Origin of the sequence: Micromonospora sp. CPCC 205558, assembly GCF_036902955.1 — a bacterium.
Lineage (GTDB): Bacteria > Actinomycetota > Actinomycetes > Mycobacteriales > Micromonosporaceae > Micromonospora.
The window spans coordinates 1-22,768 of record NZ_JBAKHR010000017.1; the positions used below are offsets into that span (position 1 = coordinate 1).

A 22,768-nucleotide genomic window follows, 5' to 3' on the forward strand; every position below is an offset into this window, starting at 1 on the left:
ACCCAGGCATCCTCGATGATCATCCTTAGCAGACAGACACCGGGGTTACGAGACGTCCCTTAGAGGCGACATGCCGGCGCAGCGTCGCCGGGTTTCGGTGACGATTGCTTCGAGGTCGCTGTTGGTGACCTCGTCGGTGAAGCCGAGACCTTGCATGGTCAGGTGGAGCCCGTCGAGCGGCACCAGGTCCAGTCCGGGCAGAGTGAGTTGGCTCTGCACGGCGGTGACGAGGTGATCGAGTTCCGGTTGATGTTCAAACGTGAGGTGCCAGGTGTAGAACTGGCGGTCGGCCCGCCAGCCCGGGCGCCAGTACCAGTGGTTGGTGAGTTCGGGCAGGGCCTGGTAGGCGGTCCAGCGCTCGTGCAGGCTGGCCAGTTCCCGGCTGCTCATGACAGCGATGGTAGAGCGGCCTGTCCGGTGGCAGCGACCTGTGTGCGGTCGACGAGCAGGTCGGCAACGTGCCGTAGCTGTGGGTGGCGAGCGAAGGGGTGGGCGGCAGCGAGGAACTGACGGGCGCGCTGGTGGACCGATTCGAAACGCTGGTCCGCGGTGAGAGTGAGGGCCTCCGCCGCCAGTGCGCCTGCTTCCTCGGGGTCGGGGTTGTCGGCGTGCAGGTGTGCGGTGGCCAGGTCGAGGCGGCTGAGTGCACGCGGGCCAGCCAATCCTGCGGTGTCGAACGCGGTGATCGCGGTGGTGAGATGGTTGGTGACGCCTGCGGTACGCCCGAGCGCCAGGTAGGCGGTCGCCGCATTGGCCGCGGTCCTAGCCGCGCAGTACGGGCCGAGGGCGAGACTAGCGCTGACCGACGAGCCGGCCGGGTAGTCGGACAGCATGGTGAACGCGTAATCGACGGCGCGGTCGACGCCGTACCGATCGCCGAGGCGGGCGAGTGCCCTCGCCTGACCGTTGATCGTGAGGCGGATACGCTGCGCGCTGGCGCCGCCACGGCGCAGGCCGTCCTGGGCGTAGGCCAGCGCGTCATGGTAGTCACCGGCGTAGAAGGCGATCAGGCTCTGCGTGGCCCGTGCCCAGGCTTGCGCGTCGGGCTGCTCGGCAGCCTCGGCGAGGTCGAACGCTTCGGCGGCGTACGCGTGCGCCGCACCGAATGCGCCGAGGTCAAGGGCGAGTGCGCCGAGAAGGCCAGACAGGTGAGCGGCGACGGCGTAGAGCCGGGCGCGTTGCGGTGGGTGCTGCCGGCCTGCCATGAGCTGGTCGACGTAGGACCGAAGCGGTCGCATGCGCGCCATGAGGATAACCGGGGTGAGGCGCTCGTTGTCGGCGATCGCCTGCCGGACCTCGCGTTCCAGATATGCGAGACGAATGTTGTCATCGACGGAAGACTTCAGTGCCAGACGGCGGGCGTTGATGGTGTCCTCGCGCTCCCAGAAGACAGCACCGCCGTTCGCTGCAGGGACTTCGCGGCCAGCGTCGGGCGTCACCGGCACTGACGTGCTCCTGACCGCCTGGATCGCCGCTGACCGTCGTCGTTGGCGGTCCAGCTCGGTGATGCGGTCGTACTCACTGACGAGCGCGTCACCGGTTTGCAGGACGATGTCGCAGCGCGCCCAGAAAGCACGGTCCGGGTGCTGGTGGCCAGTCTCGGTGCTCGCCACGGAACTGCGGCCGTATTGCACGAGCCGCGCCAAGTCGTGCTGGGTAAGATTGCCAGCCCTACGCAATTGAGCGAGTCGGCGGCCGAGTGCGCGGCGGGCAGCCTTGATCTCGTCGCTGTCAGCCATCGCTGCTACCTCCGGTCGACTGCAGACACTGTGGCCATGGTCCGTGGAGACCATCAGTGTCGCCTGTGACAATCTCGCGGTCCGGCGAAGCATACGAGCATCTCAGCATGCACCGGTACAACCGTTGATCGCTGAGAGACCGTGCAAAATCGTCAGATGCCCATTATCGAGAGCGGCGGCAGCCTGCGGCAGGGCCACATGTCGAGGTTTTGTCGGAGTTTGATGTCGGCATATGCCGACATTATCTACACAGGGCGCTGCGGGCGTGTCGACCGACCAGCCTCTTACCCTGCCGGCATTCGTGATCATGCGCGAGGCCCAGAGGCCACGATAGCTTGGGCTGCAGCGTTGTTGGCCGCCAACCAGCCGGCGGGATTGCCGCAATCGTGGTACTCGCCGGTGACGGGGTGGATCAGTACGTCGTTGTCGCGGGCGAAAGCGATGACGGCGTCGGTGGCCTGGTACTCGCCGTTCGGCGCTGGGGTCAGCTTCTGGAAGTAGGCCATCGCGTCGGCGGGTAGCAGAGTGCGACTGATGTTGATGTAGGCGGTCAGGTCGCCGTAGGTGGTCGGCTTCTCCAGCAGCTGATCGAGTAGTTGGTGACCGTCGGCTACTCGCGGAGCCAGGATGCCGTAGCGGTGGGCCTCGGCGCCGGGCACCGTGGCGGCGGCGAGTGCGGCCGGTACTCCGGCGGCGGCCCGGGCAGCGGCCAGGTCGGCCAGGTCCGATCCGCCGTCTTCACGGAGGAGGAGGTCGTCGCCAGCGACGAGGAGGAAGTCGTCGCCGGCGATGAAGTCAGCGGCGACCATGGCGGGCAGCGCGGTGCCGTACCGGTCATCGCGTGGTTGTTCGATGAACGTGAAGTCGGCTTGGCTGTGCAGCTCGGCGAGGGGCCTGTATTTGTCCTGCCAGCCGCGTGCGGTGAAGTAGTCCTTCAGGTCGTGGTCTTCAGTGAAGTAATGACGCACCTGGCGGCCGATCTCGCCGGGGGCGGTGACGATCGCGATCTCGCGGGCGCCTGCGGCGACGCAGTCAGCGACTGCGTAGGCGACGACTGGTTGGTTGAGGATCGGCAGCATGCACTTGTTGATGGTTTTGCCGATGGGGAAGAAGCGGCTGCCCATGCCGGCGACAGCGATGACGGCCCTCACGCGCTTACCTTTCGGTTGGGTTGCACCGGCCGTCAAGGTTAAGGCGACAGTGAGCCGGGCGGATCCGTGCCAGTTTACGCATCGCACTGGTCCGATTCGGGGCACATGGGGAAGGCGCGCACGGGTGCGGGCCGCCGGCGTGTCGGCGCCGGCGGCCCGCGAGGATTCGTCAGCGTAAGGCGGGTGCCTTGAGCATGGTGGTGGTCGTGGGTTCGGCGGCGGCTGCGGCCAGGGAGCCAGCCTGACAGATGCGGTCCCACGTCGGGGTCCGGCGGGTGTCGGGGTCGAGGCCGTGGCGCAGGGCCTGCCGGTGGACGCCGTTGAGCATGGTGTCGTAGTCGTGCGGGGTGCTCCGGTGACCTTCGACGTACTGGTGAAGGGCGGCTACGCCGACCTCGGCCACCGTGTGTCCGCTACGCGCGACGGCGGCGAGCAGGTCGCTGTCGAACGCCAAGCTGTGGTCGGCGGTGAGGGGCAGTGCGGTGCGCAGGGCGGTGGCCGGGAAGGCTTTGAAGCCGGCCTGCGGATCGGTGGCACCGAGTTGCAGGAGATCCTGGACAGCTCGCTGGTAAAGCCAGGTGGCGGGGGTCGGGCCGCTGGGCGGGTAGTAGCCGTGAGAGTCGGGGCGGCGGCGGGATCCGATGACGGCGCCGACGCCGGGTTCGTCGAGGGCGGCGACGTGAAGACCGAGTTGCTCCAGGGGGTAGGTGAGGTCCAGGTCGGTGTAGGCGAGGATGGTGCGGCCGGCGCCGGCGAGTTCAGTGAGGCCCCAGATCACGGCGCCACCTTTTGCGCTGGTGTCGTCGGGGCGTTGGGCGACGGTCACGCGGATCTGCGGGTGGTCGACGTCGATCGCGCGGGCGGCGCGGGCGGAGGCGCCGTCGGTGCTCTCGTCGACCAGGAGGAGGTCGGCGTGGGCGTCAGGGCAGGCTTGCAGGAGCCAGCCCAGTTGGGCGACCTTGACGGTGAGCGCGTCGTCGCAGTGTGTGGCGGTGAGGCGGTGGGCTTCGGCGCGCATCGGCACGACGATGCCGAGGTCGGCGGGGACCGGCCGGGCCAGGAGGGCGGCTTTGGACCGGGCGGCCTTGATGGCGGCGATCAGGCCGTGCAGGTGGAGGTCCGCGGGGATCTTGTCGTGGCGGTTCTTGGCGAGCCCACGCGCGAAGGCGATGAGGAGTTGGTCGGTGTAGTGCGGGAGAGGGCTGTGTGTCTGGTGGCCGGTGAGGTGGTCGGCGACCAGGTGCAGCAGCGCGCGGCCGGTGGGGTCGGCGGCCCAGTAGTGGTCGGGGGTGGGCGGGGTGTCGGGTGATCCCCAGGTGCTGCGAACGTGGTTGGCGAGCAGGTCGTAGCCGGCCACGAGGGCGCGTTGGGTGTCGTCCCATCGAGCGCCCTCGTCGGTGAACTCGGCTGCCTGCCACGCCTGCTCCCAGCCGCCCGGCTGGGCTTCGCCGGCGCTTGCGGCGGCGGTGACGTGCTGCCAACGGCGACGGACGGCGGGCCAGGCGCAGGCCGGGTCTTCTGCAGAGGCGAGGCTGTTGGCGGCGTTCTCGGCCAGGGCGAGGGCTTGGCTGGCTTGCGCGGGGGTGTCGGCGGTGGCCGTGAGCGAGTCAAACCACAGCTCGGCGGCCAGTGTCAGTCCGGCGGTGTGGTCGGCGAGGTCACGGATCGTCTGTTCGCGCCGTGCGAGAAGCGCGGCGCGCACCTGCTTGTGGCGGTCGCGGTCGAGAGCGGTCGCGCCCGCCAAATCGAGGGGGGCCGTTGGGACGCGGCCGGCGCGGGCGTCGACCAGGGCGAGCAGCCCGGTCTGGGCGGGACCGGTCAGGGTGCCCCCGTCCAGGATCGGCGCCAGTAGCTGTTCCAGGACAGCCGGGTCGGCTGCGGCGGCGGATGCGCGGAATCGTTCACTGTCAAGGTAGGCATCGTCGACCGATGCGGGCTGGTGGACGAGCGTTGCCATGGTGCGGGCGAATCGATGACATGCACCGGGTGAGGTGCTGTCGGGGAAGAGTCTGCCGCGCAGGGCACCGGTCGCCTGCTTAGCGTCGGGCCGGTGCGCCACGAGTAGCGCGAGGGAGGTGAGGGGTAGGTCCGTTCGCTCGTCGAGCGCGCGGGCGATCCGATCGGCGGCTGGCAAAGCGGTGATCGACAGCAGCGCCCGCACGGTCGCGGGTTCGGGGTCGGCGGTCGTGGCCAGGAGCACGGCGAGGTCGACGTCCTCGTCGCCGTGGTGGCTGAGCAACGGGGACTCGGCCAGGGGCAGGAAGATCCGCTTAGGCGTGGGGCGTGCGGCGGTGGTCATCGGGTGATCCTTCCGGCGACGAGTTCGGCGGCCTGCCGGGCGGTGTGCACCGGGAAGAGCAGGTTCTGGCGCAGGAACGTTCGTTCGAACGGGCTCAGCGAGGCGTGCACGACGGTGGTGGTGCCGGTGATGTCGACGCGGGCGTCGGGCCTGCCGATGCGTGCCAGGAGGTGCCGGACTGTTTCCTCGTCCGGCGGCTGGGCTGACGCGCACACCTCGTGCTGGGCGGCGGGGCAGCGCAGGCGGCAGTTGGTGGTGGGCTGGTCGTAGTGGCCGTTGTAGTCGGGGATGTGGCTGCCGCGTTCCACCGCTCGACCGCACGAGGATCGTTTCAGGACCGCGGGGCGCCAGTCGGGGGCGACGTCGGCGTACACCTCGTCGAAGGCGGCCATGATCCGCGCTTCGGTGCCGGCGGTGAGCAGCTTCTTGCCGGGGGTGAAGGACCCTGCCGGCAGGGGCAGCCCGTAGGACATGAAGGAGTGGACGTGATCGTCGGCGAACTTCAGCCCGCCGAGGACCACGGTGCGGGCGTCGGCGTCCCTGAAGGTCTGCCAGACGTGACGCAGGTGAGCGTCGGTGGTGTTGAGCCCTTCGGCGATCGGCCGGTAGTACGCCAGCACGTTGATCTTCTGAGAGTGCAGGATGCGGCGCAGGAACCGCAGCCGGCGTCCACGGTTGGGCGGCTCGATTGACTCGGGCATCGCGGCGTAGCAGACGTTGACGTCGAGGTCGACGTGGACGAGGGACTCCAGGCAGTCGATCTGCTCATCGGAGAGGGTGTACTTCGTGATGCACGAGACGCGGTTGGTCAGACCGAGCTCGTCGAGCAGCTTCAACGCGCGCCAGGTTCGCGGCCACAGCTTCGGCAGGAACGCCTCGGAGGTGGACATGTGCAAGCCGATGGGCGTGTGGTGCGCGGTGAACCACGGGTGCGACAGCAGCCGCGCCACGACATCCTCGGGCTCGAGGAACCCGGTCGGCTCCCAGGAGCCGAGGTAGCCGTCGACGGTGGCGCCTTCGCGCCGGTAGCAGTAGGCGCACATCAAGGGGCAGCCAATGCCGAAGTCGGCGGACATGCCGCCCTTCATCTGCGAGATCATGTAGCTGGTGTTCAACCCGTCGGGTCCGGCGGTGGCCTGGCTCGCGGCGATCTGCTCGACCGTCGCGATCGGCGCGAATCCGGCAGGGAGCACCGACTTGAGCGCGTACGGGGCGTCCGGGGTGCCGACGACGCCGGGCCACGCGAAGGCGCACCGCAGCGCGAATCCCAGGGCGTCGCTCTGGTCCGCGTCGAGGTGATGGGTGCGGGTGAGCGCAGCGATCGTGCGGGCGGGTAGTTCCTGTAGCGGGATGCGGCGGCCGGTGGGCTCGTGCAGCAGCCGGCCCGCAACGACGTCAGCCAGGGCACGCTCCAGCGCCCCGGCGGCGAGTTCGCGCGCCGCGTTCACGACCGGGTAGGGGTCGGATAGGTCGAGGACGGCTTGCAGGCGACGGGCGACCTCGGCTCGGGCCGCACCGCGGTAGAGGGCCGGTTGGCCGACGGCCGGTGGGCCGCCGAGGGTCGGTGTGCTGGTCGGACTGCTCACATCTGCTCCTTCTGTGATCCCGTGATGGCGTCAAGGGGTTCGGGTTGGATCCATCCGTGGGGAGCACGGACGTTCACGCGACGACCGGCCTCGATGAGCGCGGCCATGTCGCCGGCGTCGAGGGCGATGCCGTCCTGGCGGGCCCGGTCACGCTGGGACCAGGCGCGATCCCCCGGCATTCGGGCACCCTGCTCGCGCACCGCGTGAGCGACAGCGGCTACGCCGGTAGCTAGCGACTCGGCGACGGCGAGACGGCGAGGGTCGACCGCCACGACGAGCAGCCCGCGGCCGTCGTCTCCTGTCGGCAAGGGGGTGCTCCCGGTCAGCGCGCCGACCAGCAGTTCCAAGACGATCGCCAGGGCTTGGCCGCGCTCGCCGACGGGCAGCAGCGCCGCCGCGAGGTTCGGATCGCGGACCCAATGCCCGCTCGCGTCGAGCGCGGACCCGTTGGGCAACGCCTGTCCCGTGCGGGCCAGCTGGTGAAGGCGGCCCCAGGACATCGCGGCAGCGGCCAGGTCCACCAGCACCGGGCGCCGAGGGTCCGGACCGGGAACAGCGACCGCCAGCGCGCTGCTGCCCAGGACCGGCGCGCTACTGCCGCCGTGCAGGGCCACGCTGCGCGCCGACGCCTGCGCGGCGGCCACGCCCACCAGGCCACGCCGAGCCAGCTGCGCGGCGGGAATGCCGAGCGCGCCGACATGACCGGCCCGACGAACGGTCACCGCGGCGATGCCACAACGCCGAGCACGCAGCATCGCCGCGGCGACCGCCAAGCGGGCGGCTACCGGTCCCGGCGCCAGATCGGCGTCCACGACCAGGACCGCTTCCTCGCCCTGCACGACCCGAATCAGGGGACGCGAGTTCAGGCGCCCGGTGCGCAGCTTGTCCAGGTAGCCGGGGGCCAATCGGCTGCCGTGGCCGGGTATGCCGCGAAGGTCAGCCTCGACGTGCGTATCGGCCATCACTCGCGCCCCGGCTCGGGTCATTCCCGCGGCCTCATACAGGCACTGCAAGTAACTGGCGAGCTGGCCGGCCGGAACCCGGCTCACCACGACACACCGGAGACGGGTACGACACCGTGGGCGCGGCCGTCGCCGAGCAGGATTCGGGCCACCGCCGCGACGCAGGCCCAGTGCGGGCTGAACGCGGCCACCAACACCGGCGCGGGCGAACCGGCCAGGTCGTCGACATCACCGAACGCGACCTGAACTACCGTCCGCCCGCGCTCGACCAGCCGGGTGGCTTCCTGGACAGCTCTGCTCGGACCCGCGATTGTGGTGCGGGTGTCGTAGCCGTACACGATCACCGGACCGGCCGTTGGCACTGGAGCGCCGACCGGCACCTGCACCACACGGTGATGCGAGGCGAGCAGCGCGGGTAGATAGTCCGGCGTGTAGCGGGCACTGTCGGCACGCCGCTGCCCCTCGTCAGGGACCCGCACCAAGGCCAGCACCTTACCGGGCGGCACGTCCAGCGGAAGGAGCCGGTTACCGCGCACCACCGCCGCCGAACGGTCGGCGATCCGTTCCGCCGCACGCCAGGCCGCCGCGTTCGCCGACGACCACTCCGATCTGACCGAGCCGGGGTTCAGGCCGTACCGCTGGTGCAACGCCTGCACACGGTCCACTGCCTCGCCGATCCGCTGGCGGTCGATCATGCCCTGCTCGACCGCCGCTGTCAGCGCCTGCACCACCTCCGCGCGCCGCCGGACCGCCGCCATCCGCGCCGCCAATGAGCTACGCCCCCGGGAAACCTCCGAGTCCAGCATCACGATGTCCACCCCGGCGGCCACCGCGGCGACCGCCGCCCGGGCCAGGCCACCCAGCGGCTCGTGCACCGCAGGAATCGACAAGTTCTCGCTCACCACCACACCGCCGAAGCCCAGCTCGTAACGCAACAGGTCAAGCACGCGCGGCGATGCCAACGCCGGCTTGTTGTCCACGGCGAGGACGGTGTGACTGCCGACCATCACGCACGCCACCTGAGCGTCAATCGCCGCTCGAAACGGCAGCAGCGCACCTGGACCGAGTCGGTCGACCACCGGCGCGACGTGGTGCGGGTCCGCACCAACCCCGCCCAGACCGGGAAAGTGCTTGGCGGTCGCCGCGACGCCAGCCCGCTGCAATCCGCGCACGAACGCTGCCGCCAACAGCCCAACCCGTTCAGGATCGGAGCCGAAGGAGCGAGCGCCAACCGCAGCAGACGCTGGCCACCCCGTGGTGTCGCACACAGGCGCCAAATTCCAGGTCAACCCCACCGCCCGAAGCTGCTCGCCAATTGCCGTCCCTGCCAGCTCGGTTAGGTCCTCGTCCCCCGCTGCCCCAAGCGCCAGATTCCCTGGCAACTGGGCCACACCGGGCCAGTCCAGCGCGTTCAGCCGGCCGCCCTCCTGATTCACGCTCAGCAGCAGCGGCGGCCGACCGGCTGAGTTCTCGCTCGCCGTCCGGGTGACCTGACTCAACCGCGCCGGGCCGGCGACGATGGCTTTACTGATCCGGCCCGGCTCACTGGCGGCCTGCTCGCGCGGTGACTGAGCGCAGTCGTCAGGCCGTAGGGACATCCGGCCGGGACGCACCAGCAGATCAATGTCAGCGGCAAGGACGGGATCGACTCCCACCGGCTGGCCGGGAAACGGACGTGGCATGGCAGCTCTCCCTTGCGACCGCAGGTCGACTGGTAGGCATCAGCTGCAGGGAGCCCGGAGTGACAATCGAGGCCCTGACCCTGCCCACACATCGACCTTTGTCGGTTCCGAGCGCCTGGGGCAGGCATCGATGCGGTGCCATCGGTGCCGCTCGCTCGGAACCTGGTGCGGTTGGTGCGCTTCGCTCCCCGCCGCTGACCGTGGCCGCTACTGTCAGGCCCGCGGCTGCACTACCGGCACCCGGAAGGGGGATCCAACCGTGGAAGCCGAACCCACGACATCTCGCACCAACCAACGGCTGGCCGGCCTGCTCCGAGAGGCGCAATGGGGGCCCGAGGCCCTCGCCCGACGAATCAACTCGGCTCTGGTGGCCCGCAGCAGCACCCGCAGAGTCCACCCCAAAACCCCGTATAAATGGGTCTCGGACGGCGCTGTGCCGCACGGTGACATACCCGAACTCGTCGTCGAGGTGCTCTCCGCCAGGCTCAGAATCGACCTCATGTTCGAGGATGTCTGGGGGGTAACCGCCCCGCGTTCGCATCCAGCGCTGCTGGCGAATCACGCGATGGAATTACCCTGGGACAGCAACGGACTGCTCAGCCTCGTAGGAGGACCCGTGCCGACCCGTCGCACCGTCATCGGTGTCACCGGCGCCGCGCTCACCGCCCCCGCGTGGGCCGCGCTGCACCAGCCAACCCCAGACCTGATCGCGGCTACCGGAGACGGCGGACCGGTCACCCCACCGCTGCTGGACATGATCGACACCGTCGTCGCTCATGCACAGAAGCTCGACGATCAGCAGGGCGGTGCCGCCCGCGGCTTCGTCAGTGACCAGTTCACCGCCCTGGCCCGGCTCCTGCGCCGCGCTTCCTACAACGCGGAAGCCGGCCGCCGCCTAGCCGCCGCACTAGCGCAACTCGCCCAGACCGCCGGGTTCATGGCGTTCGATGCCAACGAGGACGGCCTCGCCCAACGCTGGTACCTCACCGCTCTCCGCGCCGCGCACGCCGCTCGCGATCCCGGCCTAGCCGCCAGCATCCTGGCCCTCATGTCCAACCAAGCCGCCGACCAGGGCCACGCCCTCGACGCCCTGCAACTCGCCTCAGCAGCTCAAGAATCGGCGACAAAGGCCCCACCCGCCGTCCGCTCACTGGTAGCCGCCCGCAGCACCCTCGCCCACGCCGTCGCCGGCGACCTCACCAGCTTCTTCCACACACGCGAGAACACCCTCGCGCTCCTCGACACCGCCGCCGACGCTCCGCTACCCCCGTGGGCGTCATACATCGATCGAGTCGAACTGGACGCGATCACCGGCCGAGGCCTCGTCGTACTAGCCGAACAGGTCCCGATTCAACGGCCAGCGCTCCTTCGTCAGGCCCAACGGCTGCTCGACGCCCGCGCGCACACCAGTCCGACTGACTCCCCGCAACGCTCCGCACTACGCCACGGCGCCTGGCTCAGCCTCGCGCACAACGCCGCCGGCGACCTCGACCTCGCTGTCAGCACAGCCCGCCTCGCTCTCGGCCGTCTACCCGCCGTCAGCTCCGCCCGAAGCGTCGCCCTACTACACCGACTTCACGACGAACTCGCACCCGCCGCACCGCGCTCACCCGCTGTCCGCGACATCCTCCGTGAGCTGCGTGAATTGCCGCAGACACCACATGCACACTGACCGCCCTGCACGTTACCGGAGGCGATCACACCGCCACCGTGATCACCGAGGTCTGCAACATCGCCGGCTCGGCCAGACACGCGGACCTACTGCGCGGCTGCCTCGACCAGCTCGACCTGTTCCGCCTCTGCAGGTGATCGACCGCGTCCTCGACGCCCACGTCGGCTACGTCGCCACATGAACGGCCTGCCTCCACCCGCCGCTCCGGCACCGCCACTACCGTCGCCGGCTGTGAAGCGCATCGCCATCATTGGCTGCGGGGGTGCCGGAAAGACTGTTCTGGCCAACCGCCTCGCCGCTCTGCTCAACCTTCCAGTCATCAACCTCGACGCCATCTACTACGACGAGAACTGGCGAGAGAAGACCACGGACGAGTTCGCGGCCATCCAGCGCAAAATGGTGACCGCCGACCGTTGGATCATCGACGGCAACCACGCATCCACCCTGCACATCCGGGCGAAGCGAGCCGATACCGTCATCTTCCTCGACCTGCCCGTCAGGACGTGTCTCTGGGGCGTCCTCCAGCGCCGTTGGCGCTACCGCGGCGGCCAACACCCTCACGGCGTCTACGACCGCATCACCCTCTCCTTTATCCGATACGTCATCGGCTACCGCAAGACGATGAGACCCCGCGTCGCCACCATCGTCCGCGAGCACGGACAACACACTCAGTGCGTGACCCTCACCAGCCGAACGCAGACCGAACGATTCCTGCAACGTCTCGGCGCCCACTGACCTGAAGGCGCCATGGCGAGCACAGAGAACGGCAGCACCGACCAGGCGCGTGGCGGGTGTTGGAGTTGGTGTCGGGATGTGCCGACATTGTTGGTGCGTGGCGCTGCGGGCGTGTCGGCTGCCGGGAGTTCTACGGTGCCCGTATGCCCTCCGACCCCCCGGAATTCACCGCTGGTCTTCCGTGCAAGCGGATGGCGGCATGACTGTTGATCACCGATTCGCAGGATCGGGTTCTGCTGGTCGAGCCGGCGTACAAGACCGACTGGGAGATTCCCGGCGGCAGTGTCGAGGCCGGCGAGTCGCCGTGGCAGGCGGCGATGCGGGAGTGCCGCGAAGAGCTCGGCGTGAGCCTGACGCCAGGTCGGCTGCTCGTCGTGGACTGGGTATCGCCCCGTACTGGTCGCACCGACGGTGTGATGCTCGTCTTCGACGGCGGTGTCCTGGAGGCGGTTCAGGCCCAGCGGATCGTCGTGCCGCCAGCAGAGTTGAAGCCGTTGGCGTGGTCTACCCCGCCGCAGACGCGCCAGCGGTTGCAACCGCTGCTGGCCCGCCGCGTCAACGAATGCCTCCAGGCGCGTGCCGATCTGTCGACCCGATACCTCGAAGACGGCGTGCCAGTCTCCTGATCTCGATCTGCCGCACCCCCGCCGATCCGCCACTGCTCGTCGCGGGTGGCCGGCTGCTCACCTGATATTCGTTCGAGGAGGAGATGTCGTGGCACTTGGGAGCAGGACGACCAAGACAATGACGGCGGCGGACGCTCGCCTGCGGCTGGTCGACCAGCTGCGCAGTCAGGGTTGGATCACCCGACCGGAGGTGGCGGCGGCGTTCACCGCGGTGCCGCGGCACCTGTTCGCTCCGACCGGTACCAGCATTGAAAGCGCGTACGCGAATGATGTTGTCGTCACCCGACGCGGCTCGGACGGAAAGGCGACCAGTTCGATCTCCGCGCCGTGGTTGCAGGCGCACATGGTGGAAACCGCCGGCCTGACCCCCGGCGCCCGGGTACTAGAGATCGGCTCGGGCGGGTACAACGCCGCGCTGATCGCCGAGGTCGTCGGTCCGACCGGCACGGTCGTCAGCGTCGACATCGACGCACAAGTCGTCACCCACGCGCAACAGGCGCTGGAACGGGCCGGCTACCCACAGGTCGAGGTGGTCCACGCCGACGGTGTGCACGGTCATCTGGCCGACGGATTGTGGGACGCGGTGCTGGTCACGGTCGAGGCCAGTGACCTGCCACCCGCATGGACCGACCAGCTCGCACCAGCCGGCAGGCTGGTGGTGCCCTTGCGGATGCGCGGCAACACCCGCTGCCTCACCCTGCACTCCGCAGGTGACCACCTGGCCGCGACAGCGTCCCTGCAGTGCGGCTTCGTCGCGATGCAAGGCCACGGCCGGAACCCGGCCCGCCGGGTGCCGCTGCGCGGCGACGACGCCGTTCTCACCCTCGATGACGACACCACCGCCACCAACGCCGAGGCCCTGCGCGCCGCTCTTGACGGGCCACGGGTTGAGGTGGCCTCCACGGTGACCCTGGACGAAACGAACATGGACACCATCGAGAGCCTGCACCTGTGGCTGGCCAGTCAACCTCGCCCGTACGGCGTGCTCAGAGTCGATCGGGACCGCACCGCCGGCCTGCTGAATCCACAGGATCGTTTCTTCTGCCCCACTCTGCTGACAAGTGACAGCCTCGCCTATCTGACCATGGACCGCCACGACACGACGACGTGGCAGCTCGGCGGGCACGGCTTCGGTCCGTACGCCCCCAAACTGACCGGCGATCTGATGGAACTGACTGTCGCGTGGGATCAGCAGTACCGGGCCGGCGGCGGCCCGGACATCACCGTGCACCCGGCCGGCACGCGACTGCCCGACACTGAGCGGATGCGACTGCTCGTGCCGCGCCGCCATACGCTGACCGCGATCACTTGGCCGGAGACACACCATTGAGCACCACCGAGTTGCCGATCCTGATCTGCATTCGGGGGAACTCCGGCTCCGGTAAGAGCACCATCGCCCGTGAGCTGCGGTATCGGCACGGCCGCGGCTGCGCCCTCGTCGGACAAGATCACATTAGGCGCGTCCTCCTCAGGGAACGGGACAAGCCAGGTGGCCTCGCCCCCGCACTCATCGCTCAGAACGTCCGCTTCTGCCTCGATAACGGCTACCACGTGATCCTGGAAGGGATCATGCACGCCGCCCGGTACCGGAGCATGCTCACCGAACTGCGCGACACGCACCGAGGCCGAACTCTGTTCGTGTACCTCGACGTGTCGTGGCCGGAGACTCTGCGCCGACACCAGACCCGCCCCGAGGCGCAGGAGTTCACTGCCGACACCATGCTCGGCGTGTACGCCCCGCGCGACCTTCTCGGCTGGCCCGACGAACTCGTCCTCCCCGAGACCACCACCCTGGAACACGCGATCGAGCGCATCGCCGCCGGCCTGCCGTTGACCGGCCGCAACGACGACCTGTTCCCGGCCGTCCCATGACCGCACCACCGAGAACAACCCCAGACCATGCGGGTCTCGTGGCGGCCCAGGCGGACGACGTGTTCGCGATGCTGATCGCCCGTGCCGCTGCCGCACGGGTAGGCATCGGCCGGGTGGTGCACCGCACGGACAAGGCCATCGTCGCCACCGGCCGCCGCGATGGCCGACCGGTGATCGTGAAGCTGTTGACCACCGATGACCCGTACTGGGTAGGCCGGCGCCAGCATGAGCTGGGCATGTACGAGGTGTTCGCCGATCGTCCGCCGCCCGTGCGCGTGCCGCGGGTCCTGTACGCCGACGCTCACCTGACCGTCCTGACTCAGCTACCTGGGCAGCGCCTGGACGACCAACGTCATCTCACTTACGACGTCAGCGCGGCCGCGGCGCAGCTGGTCCTGGATACCCTCGGCACCTTCGCCGATTGGACGCCAGCACCGCCACTGTCGCAACCGTTCGACTACCACGGCCGCACCGACGCCGAACGCGCCGCCGGGCTCCTCGACGACGCCGACCAACATGCCCTCCACACCCTCGTCGACCAACTCGGACCGCATCGGGTCACCGCACACGGCGACTCCCTCCCCGCGAACCTGCTCCTCGACGGCGAACACTGCGCCCTCATCGACTTCGAGCACACCGGCAGTTACGTACCCGGCTACGACCTCGCAATGCTGCACATCGTCGGCGGCGCGGCCAGCCCGACCCTCACCACCGCGATCGCCGAACGCGTACACACCGCCGACATCACCACTGCCTACTGCGTCAACATGCTCTTGCTGACCTGCCGAGAGATCCGCCTGCACACCGTGCTGCCCGCAGCCGGCGCGACCGCGTCCCGGCTCGCGTACCTGCGACAGCTACTCAGCCAGGCACGCTGCGACGTACAGGCACTGATGCGATGGTCATGAAACGGACGACCGCCGGTACGCCGGCCCAGCGCAGCCCCGCGGGCAGCTCACCGGCACCTCCCCCGCTGAGCCAAGACTTTCACCGCCTGTGGGGCGCGTACTCGGTCAGCCAACTGGGATCGGCCGTCGGAGCAGGCGCGCTGCCGCTGGTCGCGATTCTGCTGCTGGACTCATCGGCTCTCCAGATCTCCCTGCTCGCGGTGATCTCCGGCCTCGCCTCGGCGGCCATCGTCCTGCCCCTGGGGCCTTGGGTGGAGTTCCGGCGCAAACGGCCCGTGATGATCGGCGCCGACCTGCTGCGCTGCGCGGCCCTGACCAGCGTCCCCATCACCGCCGCGCTCGGCGCCCTGACGTACGCGCAGCTGTGCGTCGTCGCCGTCGTGCAGACCGCCGGCACCATCGTGTTCAACGCCGCCAGCGGCGCACACCTGAAGCACCTGGTCACCGCCGATCAACGCGTCACCGCCAACAGCCGATTCGAGACCTCCCAGTGGACGGCGAACAGCCTCGGCGCACCCATCGGCGGTGTCCTCGTGTCCTGGCTCGGCGCTACCGCGTCCATCACCGTCGACGCCGCGAGCTTCCTGATGTCCGCGCTCGGGATCCGCCGCCTCCGCAGCCCCGAACCGCCACCACCAACGCGCCAACCCACCCCAAGCCGAGGCCGGGAAGCCATCGAAGGATGGCAACATATCCTTCACCACGCGGGCCTGCGAGCCCTGATCATTAACGCCGTCATCTTCGGCGGCGCCATCACGGCCAGCACGCCCATCATCGCGGTGTTCATGCTCCGCGACCTTTACCTGGCGCCCTGGCAGTACGGCCTGGCCCTCGGACTGCCCTGCCTCGGCGGCATCCTCGGCTCCCTCACCGCCGGTCCCTTCACCACCCGATACGGCCTCCGCAGGGTACTGCTCACCACCGGCGTCGCCCGCACACTCTGGATGGGATTCATCCCCCTCGCCCGCCCGGCACACCGGGCCTGATCATCATCACCCTCGCCGACACACTCCTGCTGTTCATGGCCGGTACGTTCAATCCCACCTTCGCCGCCTACCGCATGAACCACACCAGCGAGCACTGTCTGTCCCGCGTCCTGATTGCGTGGTCCATCACCAGCAAACTCACCCAGCCCGTCTTCATGGCCGCCGCCGGCATCCTCGCCGCCGCCACCGGCCCCCGCACCGCCCTCACGGCAATTGCCGCCCTCACTCTCACCAGCGCCGCGTTCCTGCCATGGAAGACAACCCCGAACAACCCGCCTCACACCCCCGCCACCAACCCGCCCAGCGGACGTCGCCTACCGGTCGCGCAAGCACCCCGCTAGCCACCGCCGCCACGGCCACCGCCCCCACACCCAGGGAGAACGCAAAGTGAGCGATGACAACCCGCAGCGGCGAGCACCCCGGCACCACGACCAACTTCGTGCTGAACGGCACCACGGGACGCCTCACCACGACCGCCTCGTCCGATCAGCTCACCCACGTCGACCTACGCGTCGGCAACCGGCTTCACCCTCTCCGGCCTAACCGAAGCGCTGTCCACGGCGATCACCACCGTTCTGCAAGCAGGCGCACCCCCGTCCGAGATCGTGGCTCCACTACGGCACCCCCACTACACCTTTTCCGGCGCCACCGCCGACCCGGACGTACCGCACGCGACCTCACTAAGCGACTACCTCGCACACCGCCTCCACCAGCAGCACACCAACACCGCGCCACCGCACCCAGACGCCGCGCAGCTGCCTGGAGATATCCGAACCAGCACGCAGCCACAACTGCCCACAGCCAGCTGGGTGCCGCACCCCCCGCAGCTGACCCGACCTCGATCAACCAGGACCTGCTGGAAGTGAGTACGGCACGCGCGGTGACGAGTTACGCGGTCTGGTTGGCGCGAGTCAGCCGCTGATGCGGGCGCTGCGCATTGTGCGAAACGCGGGCCTACCGGACGCTTGGGTCGCCGCTGGTGTCCTCAGGGACCTCATGTGGAACCAACGCTACGGGCACGGTCGATGCCAAGCCGCCCCGGCCGCCAGCACCATCTCCCTGTCATTGATGATCTCGATCGATGGGCGGCCGAGGCAGCAATATTGCCTTGGATGCCTCGCCGGCTGTTACCTATGGTCAGACGTGCGTCAGTGGCGTAGCGAACTTGGAACGGCGGAGTAATCGGCGTGGAAGGCCAGGGGGTAGGGCGGCGGCGGATCCGTGCGCGGACGGCCCGCCGAGCGGCTCAGCGTGCCCAGGCGAAGATCGGCCAGCGTGCGGATCGACGCGGGGAACGTGTTCCACTGACCGTGGCAGGGTTCGAGGCCGCCCTCCGCGACCATGGGCACGACGGCATCGCCGAAGCGTTGATCGCTCGGCATAACCAGCGTATGCAGCGAATAGTCCGCTCCGGACACATGATGCAGAGCATCGGCCTGCCGCTGCTCACAAGCCAGTTCCCCCTGGGACTTGCCGCTGAGGAATTGGGAGCGGAGCTGGGACGTCCTCCCTTCCACTCCGGCCCGACCTGGCCGGACCATCTGGCCTGGGGCCTGGACAGTGTCATTACCGCGGTGCGTCTCATGCTCTGCCTGCAGCCGGTTGGCGCGAGTATCGTCGCCCGTACCCAGTTGGAACGGTGGTCGTCGAACCTGCAGTTCAACAGCGGCATCGATCAGCAGCCCGGCGAATCGACCGTCGCCTGGCTCAACCGGCTCTGGGCCGAACCCGGTGTCCGGCCGCCGGACGGAGTCGAGACTCCGGTTGGTGAGCTGTTCGCCGATCTCAGCGAACTCCTACACGGGCGTGGCCGGCTGATGCCGCTCGTATGGCTCGATGTCGCCGACGTCACCGACATGCCGTCCAGCGAACACGTGCAGATACTGGAAACCATCGGCGATGCCCTGATCGTCAGCCTCAGCCACATCCGCACATGCATGGCGACCGCCGCAGAACAAAAGGGCTATGAGGTCCTCACGCAAATCGTCAACCGGATACGGCTCGTCGCGCCCGCTCGAAGCTGGCTGCCCGACATTCGCACCTTCCTCTGGCCGCTGCTGCCGATGTTCATTCAACAGCCGGGCGTCGAGGGCCCGCTCGGCGCGATGGCCACCGCTCACCGGCGGGTAATATCGGCGATGCAGGCAGGCCGCGAACCAGCTGAACCCCCAGAGCTGTGGCCTGTCTTTAGCTTCGGTGCCCACCGGTTCCGTGCGCTCCTCGCCGCCCAACACTCTTATCAGTCGGAACGGACACTGCTCGGCGACCGGTTCGAGGAACACGGCGTGGAAAACGCTGTTGCCGAAGCCGTGCTCGCTGGCGAGATGGCGGCGGTCTTGGCCAACTGGCTCCGCCAGGACTCCGACAAGCTCTCCCCCGCCGACGCCTTGGCGGTCTGCGCCTCGGGTCTGCGATCCGCACAGTGGCTGTGGCTAGAAGACGACAACCGCGGCATGGGCTGCCTGCGTTCCGTCATCGAACAGGTAGCCCGCGCGCGGACCTGGCGACTACGACCGGAACGAGCTCGCAAAACCGAAGCCAACCCGAACTCCACCCCACGCGATTGGATCGAGGGAGCCGGGTGGCGGCGGTTGAATCTATTGAACCGCGCACTAGGCGAGTTCGCGCATGGGTCGACGAAGACCAACTGGAACATCGCCCGCAACGCGCTCGTCGCCATCCAGATCACCGATGACGTCGAGCAAGCACAGTACACCGGCCGCACCCACGCCCTGACCGCGATGATCTTCATTCTGTCTGTCGAGTGCGCGGCCTGGGCCGACACCTTCGGCAGTCACTTAGGTGATGCTTACCGCCGCGTCGTTCGCATTGACGATGCCCAGGCCGACCAGGCCATCGAGGCACTCTTGAACAGGGCCTGGGAGAAGCGCCAGACACCACTGCGGTGATGACCTTCATCCAACAGAGCATCGGCGTCCGAACGTCATCAACCGAGCCAGTGGGCTCGCCCATCGCCGCAGGCCGACGCGTGCTGGACCCAGTCCTGCTACTCGCCTTCGTACTGATCGCGGTGCTCGGCGAAGTACTCACGAAAAGCGTTGTCGTCCCACACGGCCGACACGAGCTCGGGTTCGGGTCCGATGGTCGCAGCTCCTCGCGGTTCGCTGAACGTCAGCAGCGACAGCAAGTACTCGTAGTTGTGCCGGACGAGATCAACGTCGCTCGACCACACACCGAACTCGATATGGCGGCGCGCTGCCTGAGTCCAGTTTGCTGACCCCATCCAAGTTGACTTGGGATGGAACTTCAACACGTCGCCAGCGAACGTTTCGTCGTCCTCGTAGTAGGTTGTCACGCCCAAAACCAACATCTTGGCGTGAAGCATGGGCCTTGTCGTCCCATCGGCTGCCCGCCGCCACCCGGCTACGCGCACTGGCCCCAGTTCGACGGGTTCGAGCCGGCCGCTATAGGGGTGAATGATGGGTGGATTGCCTCTCTCGTCGGGCAGCGCCACCTCCTCGAAGCCGTCGAGGTAGGCGCTTGACAACGACTTGCCCTCGGTCGCCAGCCGCCGCACCGCGGCATACTCCGGCTGTTGCTTGTCCACAACGACGCAGCACTGATCGAACGATGCGAGAGCTTCAGCCACGGCGTGGTCGGTCAGCCACGGCACACAGCCGATCGCGGCCGCGCCGGGCTCCAAACGCCGCCAATACTCGGTCGACCAGTCTGTACTGCCGTGTCGTGCCAACCCCGCCACCAGATCGTCGAGCACGCCCGAGCCGTGCACGACGGTTCCAGAGTTCCAGGGGTGTGGGGTCGATCCGAGTAGCTGCGCGTAGTTCCCGAGGGGCTGCCTGTCCATAGCCTCAGCGTGCCAGCAGGCCGCAGCTGCCCTAACGCCCCGTCCGTATCGCCGTCGCTCCCGCACACAGCACCCACCACCGTCATCACCGAGCCGCACGCTTCCCGCTTGGGGCTGGCTACACGCTTCCATCGCCCCACCAGCGCGGAACCGAGGTGTCCCGCCGCACCCAGCGGCGGGACACCACCTGATACGGAACTAATCGATGTCGTAGTCGTCGTAGTCGTCCGGGTCTTGCGCATCATTGCGGTCGGCCGCCTCCTGCGCCCGGTCGTCAAACCCGCTGGTCGCGGTCGGCGAGTCGGGATCGCGGTCGGCGGCCGCGCTGATGCGGTCGGCGGACTCGTGGTCCATCGGCTGAGATCGGGCCATGACGGTTCTCCTCCGTCGGCTCGTGCCCTCGGTTACGCCTGGGGCGACGCGCACCCGGACCGCATGGCGCGGCCGGGCAAACGATCCCGTGGGCTACGTCGGTGCCAGGCCCGCTTCGGCGGGCTGCCCATGCTGGTCACCGCGAGTGAGGCGTCCGGCGGAATCAACCGGAGGTTCACACCGTCACACACCGGCTGAGGAATGCCGGTCCCATCAATGCCCACCAGACTACGCGAGTCGCGGGCGAGGCGCGGGCGCTAGGCCGAGAGGCCGCGTCCGCGGGGACTTCTTCGTCCCAGCCTCGTGCAGTTTCTGTTGCCGCATGCCGGCATCCACCTGCCGCGCAGGGGCTAGTTCGTTTCGCGGACTAGCCCGGCGTCAGGCCGCTAGCGCTTCGTGAAGCGCACGCGCAGCGGGCAGGGCGGGCCAGCGCCGCGCTAATGTCCGGTCCAGCACCCGCAGCTCGCCGGCGATCCTCGCCGAGCCCGACTGTCGGCACATTTCGAGGCAGGTGATCCCCAGGTCTGCGGCCCGTTCCGGGTCCGGATCCATCTTGGCGGCGACGACGTTGGCCAACTTGGCCCGCAGATGCGCGTGATCCCGCGCGAGGTGACCCGGCGTCTGCCCAATCTTGCGCTCCAGGATCGCCTCAGCCGTCACAAGGTCACCGGCGCTGCGATACGCGCTGGCGCTCTGCTCCTCCAGCGTGCTCAGGTCGTAGGCGCGCAGGTAGACCGGCGCGTCCGGGTGCACCTCGCCCGGGTGATCCCTGAGCTTTCCGGCCGCGGCGTCGAGGCAGGCGCGGAATCGGTCGACCTCGCCGAGCTGCGCCCAGCCGCGGGCCTCCTGCTGACTGGCCAACGCGACCAGCTTCGGGCTGACGTCGCCGCGAACCTGCTGGGCGGCGGTAGCCAGCGCAACGACCGCAGTCGGGTCATTGTCAAGGGTGGCGATGTTGCTCTTTCGGACCAGCATATAGGCCACCATCTCGTCGTCACCTGCCGCCTGGGCCCATTGCGACGCACGGTCGGACCAGCTCATCGCAGCGGCCAGGTCACCGCTGTCCTGGTAGAGCCAACCGGCGAACTCCGCGTACTGGGTCAGCAGCCGCAGCACCGGCTGGGCGGCGCCAGGCGCAACGTTCCGGCGCAGCATGTCGAGGACGTCGAGCTGCGCCACAACCGGCCCGAGGAGCTGGCGAGGCCCCAGCATCTTGTCCGCGGTGTAGTGCTCGGAGAGCAGGCGCCGGAAGTAGGCCAGCACCTGCGGGTCAAGCCGCCGCGGGCTGTCGAGGACCCGGCGTACCCGGTCGGCCTGGTCGAGGTCGGTCACGCCGGCGGGAAGCACCGCTCGCAGCGCGCCGGTTGCCAGAAGCTGGGAGAACTCGCGTCGCGTCAACGCCACCTGCACGATCCTTCCATCGGCCGTCCTCAACTCCAGCTTCACCGTATCGCCGGAGCCGGACCGAACGGTGGCTCTGGACGTTCGGCCCGCCGCTTGATTCCGCGGAGTCTCGGGCGGGGCCAGGGAGTGAAGTCGGGCGAGCAGCCCACCGCTGTTGAGCGCCAGGTCGAGCGCCTTGACGACGCCGGGGTCAACGAGGTGTTCACCGCGCTCAGCCCGGGACAGGCGGGTGTAGTCGTAGTGGGCAGCCTTGCCGAGGGCGCGCAGAGATAGGCCAGCTTCGGTGCGAAGTTGGCGCAGGGCGAGGCCGAACACGCATTGCACTGCCGAGTGTTCAGCAGAACTCCGCGACGGTTCCCTATCCATCAGCGCCGATGTTGCCGCAACACCGAGTCCGTTCACAAGGGGTTCCTGATGGACAACGCTGAGTGAAGACCTGGCTGGCCGGCCAGGCAGACATGGAGGAGCCGACATGACCGTGACCGCGCTCAACCCGCCGCTGGCCGTGAAGCGAGGGACCTCGCTGGTGTCACCCGAGCTGTTCGCTCGGCTCACCGACCGCATCGCCAAGGATCACCCGGAACTCTCGGCCGACATGCCGGCGCGCATCCTCGACCAGGCGCTGGCCTTCCTCTCGGCCGCCGCGGTAACGACCACCCCGATCGGTCCGTCCGCCCTGGTGGACATCGGCTGGCACACGTTCATCCTGCACACCCGTGACTACGCCGAGTTCTGCGACCGGATCGCCGGGCGGTTCATCCACCACGAGCCGGAGGACGGCAGCGAGTGGCCGACCGCCCCCACGTCCACCTCCGTGCCCCTGGACCGGGCGATCCACGCTATCTCCGAGGCCGGCTACCAGATCGACCGGTCGCTGTGGCGGGCAACCGCCGACTGCACGCAGTGCCACGCGGGGTGCACGGACAGCCCAACACGCTGATCGAGCCC

21 protein-coding genes and 1 pseudogene are annotated in these 22,768 nt (G+C 68.7%); 11 read left to right on the forward strand and 11 right to left on the reverse strand.

Annotated elements, in window-relative coordinates:
• Positions 1 to 45 precede the first annotated feature (45 nt).
• The 7 genes and pseudogenes from V6U86_RS19775 to V6U86_RS19805 form a co-directional block, all read right to left on the reverse strand.
• Positions 46 to 390 (reverse strand): hypothetical protein, encoded by a 345-nt coding sequence (locus V6U86_RS19775; protein WP_334505330.1) that lies wholly within the window; start codon positions 388 to 390, stop codon positions 46 to 48.
• A gap of 635 nt (positions 391 to 1,025) precedes the next feature.
• Positions 1,026 to 1,739 (reverse strand): annotated as a pseudogene (locus V6U86_RS33415) (helix-turn-helix domain-containing protein); the annotation flags it as partial.
• A 305-nt stretch (positions 1,740 to 2,044) separates the two neighbouring features.
• Positions 2,045 to 2,926, reverse strand: a complete 882-nt coding sequence (locus tag V6U86_RS19785) for a sugar phosphate nucleotidyltransferase (RefSeq protein WP_334505332.1) — start codon at positions 2,924 to 2,926, stop codon at positions 2,045 to 2,047.
• A 133-nt stretch (positions 2,927 to 3,059) separates the two neighbouring features.
• Entirely contained in the window at positions 3,060 to 5,189 is a 2,130-nt protein-coding gene (locus V6U86_RS19790) for a glycosyltransferase (RefSeq protein ID WP_334505333.1), read from the reverse strand.
• A complete protein-coding gene (locus tag V6U86_RS19795) occupies positions 5,186 to 6,775 on the reverse strand; it encodes a hypothetical protein (RefSeq protein WP_334505334.1) in 1,590 nt (529 codons plus the stop codon). Before V6U86_RS19795 ends, V6U86_RS19790 begins: the two co-directional genes overlap by 4 nt.
• Entirely contained in the window at positions 6,772 to 7,827 is a 1,056-nt protein-coding gene (locus tag V6U86_RS19800) for an Ldh family oxidoreductase (protein ID WP_334505335.1), read from the reverse strand. The genes V6U86_RS19795 and V6U86_RS19800 overlap by 4 nt, the downstream gene beginning before the upstream one ends.
• Positions 7,821 to 9,419, reverse strand: coding sequence for a glycoside hydrolase family 3 N-terminal domain-containing protein (locus tag V6U86_RS19805; protein ID WP_334505336.1), 1,599 nt, complete (start codon positions 9,417 to 9,419; stop codon positions 7,821 to 7,823). The genes V6U86_RS19800 and V6U86_RS19805 overlap by 7 nt, the downstream gene beginning before the upstream one ends.
• 259 nt (positions 9,420 to 9,678) lie before the next feature.
• Between V6U86_RS19805 and V6U86_RS19810 the strand changes: the two genes are divergently transcribed.
• The 9 genes from V6U86_RS19810 to V6U86_RS33420 all read left to right on the forward strand — a co-directional run bounded on the left by V6U86_RS19810 (position 9,679) and on the right by V6U86_RS33420 (position 17,084).
• Positions 9,679 to 11,091, forward strand: coding sequence for a hypothetical protein (locus V6U86_RS19810; RefSeq protein WP_334505337.1), 1,413 nt, complete (start codon positions 9,679 to 9,681; stop codon positions 11,089 to 11,091).
• Positions 11,092 to 11,322: 231 nt separating this feature from the next.
• Positions 11,323 to 11,826 carry a topology modulation protein gene (locus V6U86_RS19815; RefSeq protein ID WP_334505338.1) on the forward strand — a complete coding sequence of 168 codons (504 nt, stop codon included), beginning with the start codon at positions 11,323 to 11,325 and terminating at the stop codon, positions 11,824 to 11,826.
• Between the two features lie 206 nt (positions 11,827 to 12,032).
• Complete coding sequence (locus V6U86_RS19820) at positions 12,033 to 12,452, forward strand: NUDIX hydrolase (RefSeq protein ID WP_334505339.1); 420 nt, start codon at positions 12,033 to 12,035, stop codon at positions 12,450 to 12,452.
• Positions 12,453 to 12,540: 88 nt separating this feature from the next.
• Positions 12,541 to 13,782 carry a methyltransferase, FxLD system gene (fxlM, locus tag V6U86_RS19825; RefSeq protein ID WP_334505340.1) on the forward strand — a complete coding sequence of 414 codons (1,242 nt, stop codon included), beginning with the start codon at positions 12,541 to 12,543 and terminating at the stop codon, positions 13,780 to 13,782.
• On the forward strand, positions 13,779 to 14,324 hold the full coding sequence (locus tag V6U86_RS19830) for a kinase (RefSeq protein WP_334505341.1): 546 nt from the start codon (positions 13,779 to 13,781) through the stop codon (positions 14,322 to 14,324). Before fxlM ends, V6U86_RS19830 begins: the two co-directional genes overlap by 4 nt.
• 38 nt (positions 14,325 to 14,362) lie before the next feature.
• Entirely contained in the window at positions 14,363 to 15,232 is an 870-nt protein-coding gene (locus V6U86_RS19835; RefSeq protein WP_334505342.1) for a phosphotransferase, read from the forward strand.
• The gene (locus tag V6U86_RS19840) at positions 15,229 to 16,218 is read left to right on the forward strand and encodes an MFS transporter (protein WP_334505343.1); all 990 of its coding nucleotides are present in this window, start codon (positions 15,229 to 15,231) and stop codon (positions 16,216 to 16,218) included. The genes V6U86_RS19835 and V6U86_RS19840 overlap by 4 nt, the downstream gene beginning before the upstream one ends.
• A gap of 35 nt (positions 16,219 to 16,253) precedes the next feature.
• The gene (locus V6U86_RS19845) at positions 16,254 to 16,559 is read left to right on the forward strand and encodes a hypothetical protein (RefSeq protein WP_334505344.1); all 306 of its coding nucleotides are present in this window, start codon (positions 16,254 to 16,256) and stop codon (positions 16,557 to 16,559) included.
• A gap of 144 nt (positions 16,560 to 16,703) precedes the next feature.
• Positions 16,704 to 17,084, forward strand: a complete 381-nt coding sequence (locus V6U86_RS33420; RefSeq protein WP_442934979.1) for a TSCPD domain-containing protein — start codon at positions 16,704 to 16,706, stop codon at positions 17,082 to 17,084.
• A 282-nt stretch (positions 17,085 to 17,366) separates the two neighbouring features.
• Here V6U86_RS33420 and V6U86_RS19850 read toward each other — a convergent pair whose 3' ends face one another.
• Positions 17,367 to 17,636 (reverse strand): hypothetical protein, encoded by a 270-nt coding sequence (locus V6U86_RS19850; protein ID WP_334505345.1) that lies wholly within the window; start codon positions 17,634 to 17,636, stop codon positions 17,367 to 17,369.
• Here V6U86_RS19850 and V6U86_RS19855 point away from each other — a divergent pair, their 5' ends adjacent.
• Positions 17,637 to 19,127, forward strand: a complete 1,491-nt coding sequence (locus V6U86_RS19855; protein WP_334505346.1) for a hypothetical protein — start codon at positions 17,637 to 17,639, stop codon at positions 19,125 to 19,127. It abuts the gene before it with no gap.
• Positions 19,128 to 19,225: 98 nt separating this feature from the next.
• On the opposite strand, the gene V6U86_RS19860 is transcribed toward V6U86_RS19855, so the two are convergent.
• From V6U86_RS19860 to V6U86_RS19870, 3 genes are all read right to left on the reverse strand, one after another.
• Positions 19,226 to 20,044, reverse strand: a complete 819-nt coding sequence (locus V6U86_RS19860; protein WP_334505347.1) for a hypothetical protein — start codon at positions 20,042 to 20,044, stop codon at positions 19,226 to 19,228.
• A gap of 198 nt (positions 20,045 to 20,242) precedes the next feature.
• Complete coding sequence (locus V6U86_RS19865; protein WP_334505348.1) at positions 20,243 to 20,416, reverse strand: hypothetical protein; 174 nt, start codon at positions 20,414 to 20,416, stop codon at positions 20,243 to 20,245.
• 378 nt (positions 20,417 to 20,794) lie between these two features.
• Complete coding sequence (locus V6U86_RS19870; protein ID WP_334505349.1) at positions 20,795 to 22,135, reverse strand: helix-turn-helix domain-containing protein; 1,341 nt, start codon at positions 22,133 to 22,135, stop codon at positions 20,795 to 20,797.
• Positions 22,136 to 22,292: 157 nt separating this feature from the next.
• Here V6U86_RS19870 and V6U86_RS19875 point away from each other — a divergent pair, with 157 nt between their 5' ends.
• A complete protein-coding gene (locus V6U86_RS19875) occupies positions 22,293 to 22,760 on the forward strand; it encodes a glycine-rich domain-containing protein (RefSeq protein ID WP_334505350.1) in 468 nt (155 codons plus the stop codon).
• The last annotated feature ends 8 nt before the right edge of the window (positions 22,761 to 22,768 follow it).